The following is a 14,906-nucleotide window of genomic DNA, read 5'->3' as shown; positions in this document are numbered from 1 at the left end:
GTTCCGGTTACCTCACCGGGCGTTCCGGTTCTTTTCTGTTCAGGGCCACCCGGCTGAGGAACAGGGCGAAGACCGGGGGCTGCTGCTGGAGCAGTTCGAGGCGGCCGCCGTCCGCCTCCGCCAGGTCCCGGGCGACCGCGAGGCCGATCCCCGTGGAGTTGCGGCCGCTGATGGTCCGCTCGAAGATCCGCGCACCCAGGTCCGCGGGGACGCCCGCGCCCTCGTCCGTCACCTCGATCACCGCCTGGTTGCCGGTCACCCGGGTCCGCAGGGCGACCGTGCCGCCACCGTGCATCAGCGAGTTCTCGATCAGCGCGGCCAGCACCTGCGCGACCGCGCCCGGGGTGCCGACGGCCCGCAGCCCCTGCTTGCCCGAGCGGACGATGGCGCGGCCCTCGCCCCGGTAGGCCGGGCGCCACTCCTCGATCTGCTGCTTGACCACCTCGTCGAGGTCGAAGACGACGGCGGAGCCGGTCCGCGGGTCGCGGGCGTTGGTCAGCAGCCGCTGGACCACGTCCGTGAGGCGCTCGACCTGGGTGAGGGCGATGTTCGCCTCCTCCTTGACCGTCTCCGGGTCGTCGGTGACCGAGATCTCCTCGATCCGCATGGAGAGCGCGGTCAGCGGCGTACGAAGCTGGTGGGAGGCGTCGGCGGCGAGCCGGCGCTCCGCCGTCAGCATCCGGGCGATCCGTTCGGCGGAGGAGTCGAGCACATCGGCGACCCGGTCCAGCTCCGGCACCCCGTACCGCTTGTGGCGCGGGCGCGGGTCGCCCGAGCCGAGGCGCTCCGCGGTCTCGGCCAGGTCGGTGAGCGGCGAGGCCAGCTTGTTGGCCTGGCGCACCGCGAGCAGGACGGCGGAGACGATGGCCAGCAGCGCCACCGCGCCGATGATCATCAGGGTGCGGCCGACCTCGCGGGTGACGGCGGAGCGGGATTCCTCGATGGTGACCCGCTCGCCGTGCTCCCCCACCTCGGTGGCGCTGATCACACTGCCGCTGGGCCGCTCGCCCACCTCGATCGGTTCGCGGCCGACCATCTTCACCAGGGCGTAGCGCTTGTCGTCGACCTGCTCGGCCAGCACTCCGGGGTTGATCCGCTCGGAGCCCAGGAGCCGGCTCTCGATGACGCTGATCACCCGCAGCGCCTCGGAGTCGACGCTCTCCTGGGCGCTGCTGCTGATGGTGCGGGCCTCGACGATGACGAGGGAGACGCCGAAGACGGCGATCACCACGAGCACCACGGCGAGGGTGGAGTTGATCAGTCTTCGGCGCATGAGTGTTTCTGTACGTCAGCTCTTCTCGAAGCGGAAGCCGACGCCCCGGACGGTGGCGATGTAGCGCGGATTCGCGGCGTCGTCCCCGAGCTTCTTGCGGAGCCAGGAGATGTGCATGTCGAGGGTCTTGGTGGACGACCACCAGGTGGTGTCCCAGACCTCGCGCATCAGCTGGTCGCGGGTGACGACCCGGCCCGCGTCGCGGACCAGGACCCGCAGCAGGTCGAATTCCTTGGCGGTGAGCTGGAGTTCCTCCTCGCCCATCCAGGCCCGGTGCGACTCGACGTCGATCCGGACGCCGTGGGTGGCGGGCTGCGGGGCGGGCTCGGTGGCCCCACGGCGCAGCAGCGCGCGGACCCTGGCCAGGAGCTCGGCCAGCCGGAAGGGCTTGGTGACGTAGTCGTCGGCGCCGGCGTCGAGGCCGACGACCGTGTCGACCTCGTCGGCTCGGGCGGTCAGCACCAGCACCGGGACGGTGTGGCCCTCGGCGCGGAGCCTGCGGGCGACTTCGAGGCCGTCCATCCCGGGCAGTCCCAGGTCGAGCACGACCAGGTCGATGCCGCCCTGGAGGCCGGCGTCGAGAGCGGTCGGACCGTCTTCGCGGACCTCGACCTCGTAACCCTCCCGACGCAGGGCGCGGGCCAATGGCTCCGAGATGGATGCGTCGTCCTCGGCGAGCAGTACACGGGTCATGGAGTGATGGTAGTCCGCGCGGCGGACAAGAAGTGAGGTGATCCAAAAGCCCTGCGGGTCTGCGTCCCGTTCAGGTCCAGACCTTCGAATATGGGAGTGTGGTTGCACTCTTGCCTGTGATCCATGTCTCAAGTCCTTTCATATCGGCTTCTGTCGTGTCGTATGGTGTCTCAACGCCTGTTGCACTACTCAAAGACCTTTGGGCAGCTATTAGCGCCCAGGGTCTCTTTTGTGTGCGGGGCTGGTACCCGCCAGCCCGGAAGTCCAGTGAATGACCTGTGGGCCGGGCCCGGAACGCCAACGAAGGCACCGGGCGTGGATCCCGACGCGGTGGGCGTACCCGCGTCGGTGCCGGCCTCCCCCCACCGGGCGCGTACCGCTTCACGAGGCGCCGCGTCCCGAGCAAGCAAGGATCGACCATGGCGTCCAGCCTGACGAAGGACCCTGCCAGCCCCCCTGGCGCAGAGAAGACCTTCCTCGGCCACCCCCGGGGCCTGGCCACGCTCTTCATGACCGAGATGTGGGAGCGCTACAGCTTCTACGGCATGAAGGCACTGCTCCCGCTGTACCTGATCGCGCCCGGCGGCATGCACATGAGTGCCACCACGGCGACGGCGATCTACTCCGTCTACATGGCGATGGTCTACCTGCTCGCCATGCCCGGCGGCTGGATGGCCGACCGCTTCTGGGGGCCGCGCAAGACGGTCGCCATCGGTGGCGGTGTCGTCATCCTGGGTCACATCACGCTCGCCGTGCCCAACTCCGCGACCTTCTTCGCGGGGCTCGTGCTCGTCGCGCTCGGCTCCGGTCTGCTGAAGGCGAACATCTCCACGATGGTCGGCCACCTCTACAACGGCCCGGAGGACCCGCGCCGTGACGGTGGCTTCACGCTCTTCTACATCGGGATCAACATCGGCGCCTTCCTCGCCCCGCTGACCATCGGGACCGTCGGCGAGAACGTCAACTGGCACTTCGGCTTCGCGCTCGCCGCGATCGGCATGGCGCTGGGCCTGGCCCAGTTCATGCTCGGCACCCGCACCCTGAGCCCGGAGAGCGATGTCGTCTCCACTCCGGCGACGGAGCAGGAGAAGCGCTCGGTTCTGCGCAAGGGCCTGGTCTGGCTGATCGTCGCGGTGATCTTCTACGGCCTGCTCGGCATGACCGGCAACTTCGCCGACTGGGCGCTGCTGCCGATCACCATCGCCGGGTTGATCATCCCGGTCGCGGTCCTGGTACGGATGAAGCGCGACAAGGAGCTGACGAACACCGAGCAGTCCAAGCTTTCGGGCTACATCTGGTTCTTCGTGGTCGCCGCCGTCTTCTGGATGATCTACGACCAGAACGGCTCGACCCTGTCGATCTTCGGTGAGAACTCGACGACGAACAGCCTGTTCGGGTTCGACTTCCCGACGTCCTGGTACCAGTCGCTGAACCCGATCTTCATCATGGCGATCGCCCCGGTGGTCGCCTCGGGCTGGCTGTGGCTGAACAAGCGCGGCAAGGAGCCCAGCACCGCCGTCAAGTTCGCGTCCAGCCTCGTGCTGATCGGCATCTCCTTCGTCGTCTTCCTGATCCCGCTGATCGACACCGCCGCCAACGGCGGCCGGGTCAGCCCGATGTGGCTGGTGGCGATCTACTTCATCCAGACCGTCGCGGAGCTCTGCCTCTCGCCGGTCGGCCTGTCGGTCACCACGAAGATGGCCCCGGCGAAGTACAGCTCCCAGATGATGGGCGTCTGGTTCCTCGCGGTCACCGCCGGTGACTCCGTGACCGGTCTCCTGACCTCCCCGCAGCTCGGGGTCGATCTGAACACCTCGGGCGCCGTCGCGGCCGAGGCGGTCCTCGCCGTCATCGCCGGTGTCGGCATCTGGATGTACCGCAGGAAGGTCACCCAGCACATGAGCGACGAGAGCTGACCGCGCCGCACGCACCGAACAGGGGCCGCCGCACCGTTTCCCGGTACGGCGGCCCCTGCCGTATGCCTACGCGCCTCGGCTCAGCGGCCGGAACGCAGCCTGCGCCACGGGGTGAACGTGAACACCGCGCCGCCCAGCAGGATCGCCGTACCGGCGACCAGGCCGAGCGCGCGCAGGGCGCCGTTGTCCTCGGCACCGGTGGCCGCGAGGCCGCCGCCGGAGGCCGTACCGCCGCCCGCCGCGGCCGCCGCTCCGCCGGAGCCGGAGCCCGAGCCGGAGCCCGAGGTGTCGCCGCCGGACGCGCCGCCCTGCTGGGCGGTGGTGTCGAGTTCGAGCGACGCCTTGACGGCGCCCTTGACCGTGCACGGAATGTTGATCTTCGAGCCGCCGAGCGTGACGTCGATCGTCAGGGTGCCCGGGGTGAGCGTGGACTTGCCGGAGGCACCCGGCTTGTACGTGCCGGTCATGTCGGGCAGGTCGACCGGCTTGCCCGTCTTCAGCGGATCGGGGTTCCCCGGTCCGCTGACGGCGACGGAGCCCTTGTCGGCGCCGCCGACGACGATCTGCATGGACGGCTTCAGCGCGCCCGCTGGCAGGTCGGCCGGGCTGTCCATCACGCCCTTGGCCGTCTTGACCGTGAGCCCGTAGCTGCCGCCGTTCTTCTTGGCGTTGACCGTGACCTTGGACTCGATGGAGGCGGGTCCCGGCGACTTGCAGGCGAAGTTGACGGCGACCTCCTTGCCCGGGAAGTCGGTGGCACCGCCGGTGCCGCCCGAGCCCGCGGTGGCGCCCCCGGCGTCCGTACCGCCGGTGTCGCCCCCGGTGGCCGTGCCTCCGGTGTCGGTGCCGCCCGCGTCCGTACCGCCCGCGTCGGTGCCGCCGTCGGTCGTACCCCCGGCGTCCGTGCCGCCGTCGGTGGTACCCCCGGCCGCGGCTCCGCCGCCGTCGGTGACCTTGATCGTCGCGCCCGGCTTGACCGTCTCCTTCGGGGTGCACTTGGTGTCCGTGGAGATCGGCTTGGAGACGTTGATGTTGTACGCGTCCGGCGTCAGCGTCAAGTCACCGGCCTTCTCCAGCTTCAGCGATCCCTTCATGTCGGAGAGGATCATCGCGGAGTTCTTGGGGATCGGCGGGTTCTGCCGGGGTCCCTCCATCTTCAGGTCACCGGTCGCGGCGCCGCCCAGCTTGATGGTGCCGGTCGGCTGGACCGTGTCCTTGCTCAGGTCCAGGACATCGGGGTTCTTGGAGGCGGCCGCGACCGTCTTCCACACCACCTCGACGGTGTCCCCGACCTTCGCCTGCGCGGGTGCGGTCAGCTGCACCTGGGTGGTGCCCTCCACGGGCGGCAGTCCGGAGATGGCCGGGGGTATGCACTCCGTCTTGTACGAGATGTCGGCGGCCTGGGCAGGGCTCGCGGCCAGCAGCATGCCCGCCCCGCCGATCATCATCGCGACTCCCGCCGCGACCGTCCTGCGTTGCGTACTCACGAATGTCCCTTCGTCGTCGGTCTGTGCTCTGACGGTGCGGAATCAGGGGTGAACCACGGCAGCGCGGCCGTGGTGGTGCTGCCCGTGCCCGCCGAGGGCGCGGGGCCCGCCGACGGCTCGGGCGCCCGCCGCAGCTTCGGCAGCCGGGCCGTCACATCGGCGAACCGGTCGGGGCGCCGGCGCGGCCGGGCCGCCGCGTGCGCGGAGCGCGGCCGTACCTTGTCGACGACCGCCATGCCGATACGGAACACGGCGGCGGGCACGACGAGACAGAGCAGGATCCAGAAGAGCGTCACGCCCCACGGGCGGCCGACCCCCCACGGCTGTTCGGCCAGCACCTTGGTGCCGTACTTCAGCGAGACCTGGTAGTCGCCGTGGGCGCCCGCCGTCAGCTCGACGGGCAGTTCGATCCGCGCCTTGCGGCCGGGCTCGACGGTGCCGCGCCACTGCCGCTCCTCCCACTGCGGGGCGTAGACGCCGTGGGCGGTGCCGACCTGGAAGACCGGGTCCTTGACCGGGGCGGAGCCCAGATTGCCCACGGTGAGGACGAGCCGGCGGGACGGCGGGGCGCCGAACCAGGTGAGGATCCCGCTGTCGCCCTCCAGCCGGGTGGTGGCCAGGACGGCGAGCTTCCCGTCACCGTCCTCCTTGGGCAGTGCGGCGACCGGGTGTCCGGCGACGACGAACGCGGCGTCGGCCACGGACTGGTCCCCGGTGACCGTCGCGACGTGCACCACGCAGGGGCACGGTACGGGCGGCTCCGCGACCGGCAGCTTCTTGCTGAACGCGCCCTTGGAGTCGGTGGTGACGGCCCTGCCGTCCGCGTTGGCGCAGGAGTTGGTGCCGCCGATCACTCCCCGGTCGGGGCTGGACCGCCCGCAGACCAGCATCATCAGCAGGGTGTCCGGCCGCCAGCCGGTGCCCTTGACGGTGATCTCGCCGCCCTTGCCCGCCTGCTTCCCGGAGAGCGTGACCGCCGGTTTCGGGTCCGCCGCGCTGCGGCCGGTGGCATGGGCGCCGGTCGCGGTCAGCAGCAGGGCGGGCAGTATCGCGGTGGTCAGCAGGGCGGCGAGCAGCAGGGCCGCCCGCCGGAGGCCGTCGCTCCGGAGTGCCGCCGGTCCGGTCCGTCCAGTCACGATTCCGCTCCCGCCTTCACCAAGTGCCTCTCGTCGGAGTGCTGTTGCCGGTCAGGGGACGGGGCGGCCCCGGTGCCGGTGGAGCCGTGCCCGTAGTGCCCGTCGCGCCGTGCCGCTCGCCGCCTCCGGTGGGCGTACGTGCCCGCGGCGGCCCCGGCCAGGAGCAGCAGCGCGCCCCCGGTGAGCGGCAGCCACGGGACGAAGAGCGCGGAGGCCGTCGCCTCGCTGTGCGCGCCGCCCTCGGCGGTCACGCTCAGCCGGACGGTGGCGGAGTCGAGGGCGGGGGCGTCCCGCCACGGTTCGGTGAGCCGGACCCGCTGGCCGGGCAGCAGCTCGACGGGCAGGGTGCGGGCGTCGCGTCGCAGCAGCGTGCCGAACACCCCGTCGGCGCCGACGGTGAGCCGGGGCGCGAGGACCGCGTTGCCCCGGTTGACCAGCGTGTAGTGGATGGTGCCCCCGGACACCCTGACGTCCTCGACCGTGAGCGCGGCCAGCGTCGGCCCGCCGACCCGGAGCTGGACCCGGACGCCCACCGAGCGGCCGCCGCTCTCCGCGACGACCGCGCCCGGGTGGTCGCCGGGCAGCGCGTCGTCCGGCACCGTGACGGAGACGGGCACCTCCGCTCGGGTGCGGGCGGGCACGGTCACCTTCTCCGTGGCCGTCCGCAGCCAGGCCCCGGTACCGGTGGAGCCGTGCGCGCCGCGTACCGCGAAGCCGCCCTTCGCGGTGTTGTACGCGTCGGCGCCGCGCAGCCGTACGGTCAGCGGGTCCGGTCCCGGGTTGGTGACCGAGAGCCGGTCCTGGAGGACGCTGCCGGGCAGGCCCTCCAGGTAGATGTACGGTCTGCCGCCGTCCCGGTCCGTGCCGTTGGCCGCGGGCCGCGCCGTCCAGGCCGGGGCGGCCGGATGCTCGGTGGCACCGGCCGCCGAGGTCATGGCGGTGGTCCACCACAGGGCGGCGAGCAGCGGTACGGCAAGGGCGAGGCGGGTGAGGTGACCGGTCAACGGCGGCATGGGCGGCTCCCTGGTGCGTGGCGGCGGCTGCGGTTCGCGGGGGAGTCAGCCCGTGGCCCGCTGCCCGCGCCTGGTGAGCCACAGCACGCCGGCCGCGCCGGACAGCAGCACGGTCCCGCCGAGCGTGCCGAGTGCGACGGCCGAGTCGAGCGGGCCGGTCTTGGGCAGCGAGGACCCGCCGTCCGGCGTGCTCCCACCGCCGCCGCTCGCGCTTCCGCCGCCGCTTCCGCCCGCGGCCGTGACGTCGAGGGAGAGCGAGGGGCCCGGGTTGTTGGACGGGGTGCAGGTCGTCGTCGTACCGAGTGCCTTGATGGTGAGCACTCCGGCGGTGAAGTCGACCTTGCCGCTCTTCTTCGGGGTGTACGTCCCCGACAGGTCACTGATCTTGATGGGGCTGTTGGCGGGGATCGCGGCGGAGTTGGCGGCTCCGGACACCTGGACCTGGCCGGGGTCCGCGCCGCCCACCTTGATCACGGCGCTGGGGTTCATCGCGCCCTTGCCCAGTTCGACCGGGCTGGAGGAGACGCCCTTCTGGAAGGACATCGTGAGCTTGTAGCCGCCGTCGCTCTTGACGCTCTTGATGTCGATGGGCGACACGGCGGCCTTGTCCCCGATCGGGGTCTTGCACTTGTAGTTGACGTCGACGACCGTCGCGTGGGCGGCGGGCGCGACCATCAGCACCACCGCCCCCGCCAGCCCGGACGCCAGCGCGAGAGCTGTTCGCTTCTGGTACGACACCTCGAATTCCCCTCATGCCGGGAGTCGCCGTGCGCCGCTTCCGCGCGGCCCAAATAGCTGACGACACATCAGATTTGGCGCTCAAGGTACGCCCGGGGCCTTGTGGAGGGAAGACAAAGAGCGCGCCGATCCGGCGCGCTCTTCGAGGTGCGTGGGGCCCGAGGGGGTACGGCCCCTCGGGCGGGCGGGGGCAAACCCCGCCCGGGAAACCCGTGTCGGCTATACGGGGGCGGCCAGCTCCGCCCAGACGGTCTTGCCGGGTTCGCCCGGCACCCGTACGACTCCCCAGTCCAGGCAGAGCCGCTGCACGATGAACATGCCGTGCCCGCCGGGCCGACCGGCCCGGTGCGGGGTGCGCGGCGCGGGCTGGCCCGCGCCACCGTCGACGACCTCGACCCGCAGCGCCTTCGGCGTGCGCCCGATCCGCAGCTCGTCGGGGCCCTCCGCGTGCAGGCACGCGTTGGTGACCAGCTCGGAGACGACCAGCAGGACGTCCTCCGCGGCCGCTCTGCGGTCGGCGGTGGAGGCGGGCAGCCAGCCCCATTCCTGGAGCGCGGTACGGGCGAAATCACGCGCCGTCGGCACGATGCCGCTCACCTGCCGCAGGGACAGCGTGCGCCACTGCCGCTCGCCCGGACCGGCCGGCCCCTCGGAGGAGGCGCCGGGGCCCGCGTCCGCGCCGGGGCCCGCGTCGGCATGCGCACCCACGCCCGCGCCCTCCGGCTCGCGGCCGAGGTCGCCCGGCGGATGCTGCCGGGTGGTGCTCATCAGCGCTTCACCTCACCGATTCACCATGTCGCCATTGAACAGATACAGATACAACTACAGGTACAGATACGAACGCACATACGAATACGGCCGGGGTGCCGATACAGGCACCGGTCGGACACGGATCGTGCGGCTCACCGCGAGGGCTCACCGGGGACTCTCCTGCCCGGCGGAATCGTGACAACACCCACTTCGGCTACGCGGATCGCGTGACACGAGCAACACGCGGGGCGCACGGGGTGGTGGAAGGCACCACGATCAGTCTTCCAGGGCCTCTTCGAGAGAGCCGTGAACGGTGAAAACCGCTTCGGCCCCGGTGATCTCGAATACGCGCGCCACCACCGGCAGCATCCCGGCCAAATGGACCCCTCCCCCGGCCGCCTCCGCCTTGAGGCGGGCACCGAGCAACACGTTCAGCCCGGTGGAATCACAGAATTCGAGTCGTGAGCAGTCCACCACCAGGCGCGCACGCCCTTGCTCGACCGCGCTCTCCAGGGGCTCGCGCAGCAGGTCCGCCGTGTGGTGATCGAGCTCACCCACCGGCGTCACAACCTCACTGCGGCCCACGGTGCGGGCCTCGACCTGAAGCCGACCCCGGTTCGCGCTGCCGACCGTCCCGCGGTCCATGCCCGTCCCTCTTCGCCGATCGTCACTGTCCGCATAGCTATGCATGCGGATGCGTTGCAGCTGTCGCTGACGTTCTTGAAACAGTACGCGTTTCGTGCGCCACGCGGTAGCCGAAGACCTCAACAAACCGGACATATAGCGGTAATTGGAGCTTGTAACGAGCCATACGGACCGGTAAGGGTAGGGGGACACCCAAAACATGGCCGGCTTTGGAGGCGCCGCTTCACCGCAGGAACACGTATAGGCATCGGCAGCCATATGCCGAGAACGATGGAGGAGACCATGTCACCCCGGCTCGACGAACCGCGTACCCAGAACGCGACGTCAGCATGTCCTCAGGGACTGACCGAATCAGACTCCCCTGCCGCGGCCGTCCTGGACGGCACGCGCTCAAGCACCACCAGCAGTGATTACGGCGATACCGACAGCACCACCGGCGGACTCGTGGACCTTCCCGAGATCCCGCCCGCCTCCGAGATGGGGGCGCTGGACGCCAGGGCGCTCTCCAAGACGCTCTTCGCCCGGCTCGAATCCCTCGAAGAGGGCACCCACGAGTACTCGTACGTGCGCAACACGCTCGTCGAGCTGAACATGGCCCTGGTCAAGTTCGCCGCCTCCCGGTTCCGCTCCCGCAGCGAACCGATGGAGGACATCATCCAGGTCGGCACCATCGGCCTGATCAAGGCGATCGACCGCTTCGAGCTCAGCCGGGGCGTCGAGTTCCCGACCTTCGCGATGCCGACCATCGTCGGTGAGATCAAGCGCTTCTTCCGCGACACCAGCTGGTCCGTGCGGGTGCCGCGCCGGCTGCAGGAGCTGCGGCTCGACCTGGCCAAGGCGGGCGACGAGCTCGCCCAGCAGCTGGACCGCGCGCCCACCGTGGGCGAGCTCGCCGACCGCCTGGGCATCAGCAACGAAGAAGTCGTCGAAGGCATGGCCGCGAGCAACGCGTACACCGCGAGTTCGCTGGACGCCAAGCCCGAGGAGGACGAGAACGACGGCGCGCTGGCCGACCGGATCGGCTACGAGGACCACGGACTCGAAGGCATCGAGTACGTCGAGTCCCTGAAGCCGCTGATCGCCTCGCTGCCCGGCCGCGACCGGACGATCCTCTCGCTCCGGTTCGTCGCCAACATGACGCAGTCGGAGATCGGTGAGGAGCTCGGCATCTCGCAGATGCACGTCTCCCGGCTGCTCTCGCGCACGCTGGTCAAGCTCCGCAAGGGCCTGACGCTGGACGAGTGAGCGCGCACCTCGCGGCGCGCCCGCGAGGACTGCCGGATCAAGGACCTGCCCCGTCGAGGGGCAGGTCCTTCCGCGTTACGGGGCCCGGTCAGCCGCGGTGCGGTGCCACGGCGCGCTCGCCGCGGCGCCAGACCTCGTGCACCAGCGGAACGCCGGGCCGGTAGGCGAGGTGGACGTGGCTGGGCGCGTCGAGGACCACCAGGTCGGCACGGGCGCCGGGGGCGAGGCGCCCGATGTCGGTACGCCGCAGGGCCGCGGCGCCGCCCGCGGTGGCGGACCAGAGCGCCTCGTCGGGGGTCATGCCCATGTCGCGCACGGCGAGTGCGACGCAGAACGGCATGGAAGAGGTGAACGAGGAGCCCGGGTTGCAGTCCGTGGAGAGCGCGACGGTGGCGCCCGCGTCCAGGACACGGCGGGCGTCCGGCCAGGCGGCGCGGGTGGAGAACTCGGCGCCCGGGAGCAGCGTGGCGACGGTGGCGGACTGGGCCAGGGCGTCGATGTCGGCGTCGGTGAGGTGGGTGCAGTGGTCGGCGGAGGCCGCGTCGAGTTCGACGGCGAGCTGGACGCCGGGGCCGTGGCCGAGCTGGTTGGCGTGGACGCGTGGGTGCAGGCCCTTGGCGCGTCCCGCGGTGAGGACGGCACGGGCCTGGTCGCCGTCGAAGGCGCCGCGCTCGCAGAAGACGTCGATCCAACGGGCGTACGGGGCGCAGGCGTCGAGCATCGGGCCGGTGACCAGGTCGACGTAGCCGGCCGGGTCGTCGGCGTAGTCCGGGGAGACGATGTGGGCGCCCAGGAAGGTGACCTCCTCGGTGTGGCGGGCCGCGATGCGCAGGGCGCGGGCCTCGTCCTCGACGGTGAGGCCGTAGCCGGACTTGGTCTCGAAGGTCGTGGTGCCCTGGCGCAGCGCCTCGGCGAGGTAGCGGGCGACGTTGGCGTCGAGCTCGTCGTCGGTGGCGGCGCGGGTGGCGGCGACGGTGGTGCGGATGCCGCCCGCGCTGTAGGCCCGCCCCGACATCCGGGCGTTGAACTCCTGGGTCCGGTCGCCCGCGAAGAGCAGGTGCGAGTGGGAGTCGACGAAGCCGGGAATCACGGCCCGGCCCGCCGCGTCGACGGCGTTGTCAGTGGCGGGTGCTTTGCTGGATTCACCGGTCCAGACGACGCGGTCGCCCTCGATGACGACGGCCGCGTCCTGGATCAGTCCGAGGGGGGAACCGTCACCGAGGGAGGGGTCGTTGGTGACCAGTGCGGAGATGTGGGTGATGGCGGTCGTCGTCATCGGGGGACTGCTCTCCTTGCGTCGGGGCGCTTCCTTGCGTGGGGGCGGCGGAGGGTTCGGGGCCGCGCCGTTCAGTGGTGCAGGGCGGCGATGGCCTTCGCGAGTGCCGCCGGGACGTCGTCGACCAGCGCGTGCCGCCCGTCGCGCACGATGTGCCGTCCGGCGACCACCGTATGGCGCACATCGGCCGCGGAGGCGGCGAATACGGCTGTCTCGGCGGCCAGTCGCGGCACCGGCCCCGCTGTTCTGACGGAGTCCAGGGCGACGGTCGCGAGGTCGGCGGGCGCGCCCGGTTCGAGGATGCCCGCTTCCGGCCGGCCGAGCGCGGCGTGGCCGTCGGCGGAGGCGGCCCGCAGCAGGGCCGCCGCGGTCCAGTGGCCTCGGCTCCTGGTGCGCAGGCGCTCGTTGAGCTCCATCGCGCGCGCCTCCTCGAAGAGGTCGATCACGGCGTGGCTGTCGCTGCCCAGCGAGAGCGGGGAGCCGGCGCGCTGGAGGGCGACGGCGGGGCCGATGCCGTCGGCGAGGTCGCGTTCGGTGGTCGGGCACATGCAGGTGCCGGTGGCCGTGGAGCCGATCAGCGCGATGTCCTCGTCGGTGAGGTGGGTGTTGTGCACGCCGGTGGTGCGCGGGCCGAGCACCCCGTGGTCGGCGAGGAGCCGGGTGGGGGTGCGGCCGTGGGCGGCGAGGCAGGCGTCGTTCTCCGCGGTCTGCTCGGAGAGGTGGACGTGGAGGGGCGCCCGCCGCTCCTCGGCCCACCGGGCGACCGTGGCGAGCTGGTCCGCGGGCACGGCGCGCACGGAGTGGACTGCCGCCCCGATCAGGGCGTGCTCGTCGCCCTTGAGGAGGGAGGCGCGCTCGGCCCAGGCGTCGGCGGTGGTGTCGGAGAAGCGCAGCTGGTGGTGGTCGGGCTTCAGGTACTGGGAGGGGCGGCGGCCGAACCCCGCCGAGAGGTAGGCGGTGTCCAGCAGGGTGATCCGGATGCCCGCCTCGCGCGCGGCCTCGATCAGGGCGGCGCCCATCGCGTTCGGGTCGTCGTACGGGGTGCCGCCGGGCGCGTGGTGCAGATAGTGGAACTCACCGACCGCGGTGATGCCGGCCAGCGCCATTTCGGCGTACACCGCGCGGGCCAGTTCGTAGTACGTGTCGGGGGTGAGCCGGGCCGCGACCTGGTACATGGTCTCGCGCCAGGTCCAGAAGGTCCCGGAGCCGACCTGGACGGTGGAGCGCAGGGCGCGGTGGAAAGCGTGCGAGTGGGTGTTGGCGAGGCCGGGCAGGGTGAGCCCGCGCAGCACGGTGGCGCCGGGCGGCGGGGAGTCGACGCCGGTCCGTACCCCGGCGATCAGCCCGTCGGACACCTCCAGGACGACGCCCGGCTCGACATGGGTGCCGAGCCAGGCGTGCGAGAGCCAGTACGTCGCGGCGACGGGCTTGCCCGTCAGCTCCGTGGCCGGTTCCGTGTCCGGTCCCGTCCCGGACTCCGTCGGGGGCTCTGTCGGGGGCTGCGTTGTCAGCGGCACGCGAGACCTTCCAGTACATCGGCGAGTGCGATCACCCCGGCCACGCAGTCGTCCTCCGCGGCGTGCTCGGCAGGCGAGTGCGAGATCCCGGTGGGGTTCCGGACGAACAGCATGGCGGTAGGGGCCGAAGCGGACAAAATACCCGCATCGTGTCCCGCTCCCGTGCCGAGCACGGGGACGGCGCGGCCGTTGCCCCGGGTGGCGCCCTTCAGGATCGTGCCCAGTTCGTCGCGCAGGGCGTGCTGGAACTCCACGACGGGCGTGAACGACTCCCGTACGACGTCGAGATCGATTCCGGCCCGTTCGGCGTGTTCCCGGGCGGCCCGCTCGATCCCGGTGACGACGGTGTCCAGGGTGTCCTGGTCGGCGGCGCGGGAGTCGAGCCAGCCGCGTACGAGCGAGGGGATGGCGTTGACGCCGTTCGGCTCGACGGCGATCTTGCCGAAGGTGGCGAGGGCGCCGGCCAGCTCCGCCTCCCGGCGGGCGGCCAGGACCGTCTCCGCGTACGTGAGCATCGGGTCGCGCCGGTCGGCGAGCCGGGTGGTGCCCGCGTGGTTGGCCTCGCCCCGGAAGTCGAACCGCCAGCGGCCGTGCGGCCAGATCGCGGAGGCGATGCCGACGGCGTCGCCACTGAGATCGAGAGCGCGGCCCTGCTCGACGTGCAGCTCGACGAACGCGCCGATACGGGCCAGCCGTTCGGGGTCGGGGCCGATGGCGTCGGGGTCGTGTCCGGCCGCCTCCATCGCCTGCGGGAGCGTGACGCCGTCGCCGTCCCGCAGCCGGTGCGCGGCCTCGACGGTCAGCTGTCCGGCGGCGAGCCGGGAGCCGACGCAGGCCAGGCCGAACCGGGCGCCCTCCTCGTCACCGAAGTTGGTGATGGCCAGCGGCCGGGTGAACTCCACTCCCCTGCGGCGGAGTTCGTCGAGCGCGGCGAAGGAGGAGACGACGCCGAGCGGTCCGTCGAAGGCGCCGCCGTCCGGCACCGAGTCGAGGTGCGAGCCGGTGACGACGGCGTCCCCGGCCAGCGGGTCACCGAGCCAGGCCCACTGGTTGCCGTTGCGGTCGGTCTCCAGGGCGAGCCCGCGCGCCTCGGCCTGCGCCCGGAACCATGCCCGGCAGTCGGCGTCGGCGGCGGTCCAGGCGTAGCGGCGGTAGCCGCCGCTGTCCGGGTGCCGTCCGACGGGAGCCAGCTCCCGCCACATGTCCTGGAAGGACAG

At 71.7% G+C, this 14,906-nt stretch carries 13 protein-coding genes; 2 read left to right on the top strand and 11 right to left on the bottom strand.

Going from position 1 to position 14,906, the window contains the following annotated elements:
* Positions 1-7: 7 nt before the first annotated feature.
* Positions 8-1,273 (bottom strand): ATP-binding protein, encoded by a 1,266-nt coding sequence (locus ACFVQ0_RS19925; RefSeq protein WP_390089701.1) that lies wholly within the window; start codon positions 1,271-1,273, stop codon positions 8-10.
* 15 nt (positions 1,274-1,288) lie between these two features.
* Complete coding sequence (locus tag ACFVQ0_RS19920) at positions 1,289-1,966, bottom strand: response regulator transcription factor (protein ID WP_018104033.1); 678 nt, start codon at positions 1,964-1,966, stop codon at positions 1,289-1,291.
* 419 nt (positions 1,967-2,385) lie between these two features.
* Between ACFVQ0_RS19920 and ACFVQ0_RS19915 the strand changes: the two genes are divergently transcribed.
* Positions 2,386-3,882 (top strand): peptide MFS transporter, encoded by a 1,497-nt coding sequence (locus ACFVQ0_RS19915; protein ID WP_390089699.1) that lies wholly within the window; start codon positions 2,386-2,388, stop codon positions 3,880-3,882.
* An 80-nt stretch (positions 3,883-3,962) separates the two neighbouring features.
* Here ACFVQ0_RS19915 and ACFVQ0_RS19910 read toward each other — a convergent pair whose 3' ends face one another.
* The 6 genes from ACFVQ0_RS19910 to ACFVQ0_RS19885 form a co-directional block, all read right to left on the bottom strand.
* Entirely contained in the window at positions 3,963-5,327 is a 1,365-nt protein-coding gene (locus ACFVQ0_RS19910) for a hypothetical protein (protein WP_390089827.1), read from the bottom strand.
* A gap of 38 nt (positions 5,328-5,365) precedes the next feature.
* On the bottom strand, positions 5,366-6,505 hold the full coding sequence (locus ACFVQ0_RS19905) for a hypothetical protein (protein ID WP_390089697.1): 1,140 nt from the start codon (positions 6,503-6,505) through the stop codon (positions 5,366-5,368).
* Positions 6,502-7,518: a hypothetical protein gene (locus ACFVQ0_RS19900; RefSeq protein ID WP_390089695.1), complete on the bottom strand. Its 1,017-nt coding sequence runs from the start codon at positions 7,516-7,518 to the stop codon at positions 6,502-6,504. The genes ACFVQ0_RS19905 and ACFVQ0_RS19900 overlap by 4 nt, the downstream gene beginning before the upstream one ends.
* Positions 7,519-7,563: 45 nt before the next feature.
* On the bottom strand, positions 7,564-8,256 hold the full coding sequence (locus tag ACFVQ0_RS19895) for a peptidase (RefSeq protein WP_390089694.1): 693 nt from the start codon (positions 8,254-8,256) through the stop codon (positions 7,564-7,566).
* Between the two features lie 219 nt (positions 8,257-8,475).
* Entirely contained in the window at positions 8,476-9,024 is a 549-nt protein-coding gene (locus tag ACFVQ0_RS19890) for an ATP-binding protein (protein ID WP_390089692.1), read from the bottom strand.
* A gap of 258 nt (positions 9,025-9,282) precedes the next feature.
* Positions 9,283-9,651: an STAS domain-containing protein gene (locus ACFVQ0_RS19885; RefSeq protein WP_311307836.1), complete on the bottom strand. Its 369-nt coding sequence runs from the start codon at positions 9,649-9,651 to the stop codon at positions 9,283-9,285.
* Between the two features lie 282 nt (positions 9,652-9,933).
* Between ACFVQ0_RS19885 and ACFVQ0_RS19880 the strand changes: the two genes are divergently transcribed.
* Positions 9,934-10,896, top strand: a complete 963-nt coding sequence (locus ACFVQ0_RS19880; RefSeq protein WP_390089826.1) for an RNA polymerase sigma factor SigF — start codon at positions 9,934-9,936, stop codon at positions 10,894-10,896.
* An 88-nt stretch (positions 10,897-10,984) separates the two neighbouring features.
* Here the strand turns inward: ACFVQ0_RS19880 and hutI are convergent, their stop codons facing one another.
* From hutI to ACFVQ0_RS19865, 3 genes are all read right to left on the bottom strand, one after another.
* Positions 10,985-12,172, bottom strand: coding sequence for an imidazolonepropionase (gene hutI / locus ACFVQ0_RS19875; protein ID WP_390089689.1), 1,188 nt, complete (start codon positions 12,170-12,172; stop codon positions 10,985-10,987).
* A 71-nt stretch (positions 12,173-12,243) separates the two neighbouring features.
* Positions 12,244-13,611 (bottom strand): formimidoylglutamate deiminase, encoded by a 1,368-nt coding sequence (locus ACFVQ0_RS19870; protein ID WP_390089824.1) that lies wholly within the window; start codon positions 13,609-13,611, stop codon positions 12,244-12,246.
* 68 nt (positions 13,612-13,679) lie between these two features.
* Positions 13,680-14,891 carry an allantoate amidohydrolase gene (locus ACFVQ0_RS19865; protein ID WP_390089822.1) on the bottom strand — a complete coding sequence of 404 codons (1,212 nt, stop codon included), beginning with the start codon at positions 14,889-14,891 and terminating at the stop codon, positions 13,680-13,682.
* Positions 14,892-14,906 lie beyond the last annotated feature (15 nt).

Source organism: Streptomyces sp. NPDC057900, assembly GCF_042887885.1.
Lineage (GTDB): Bacteria > Actinomycetota > Actinomycetes > Streptomycetales > Streptomycetaceae > Streptomyces.
This window is presented reverse-complemented; position numbering and strand designations above follow the sequence as displayed.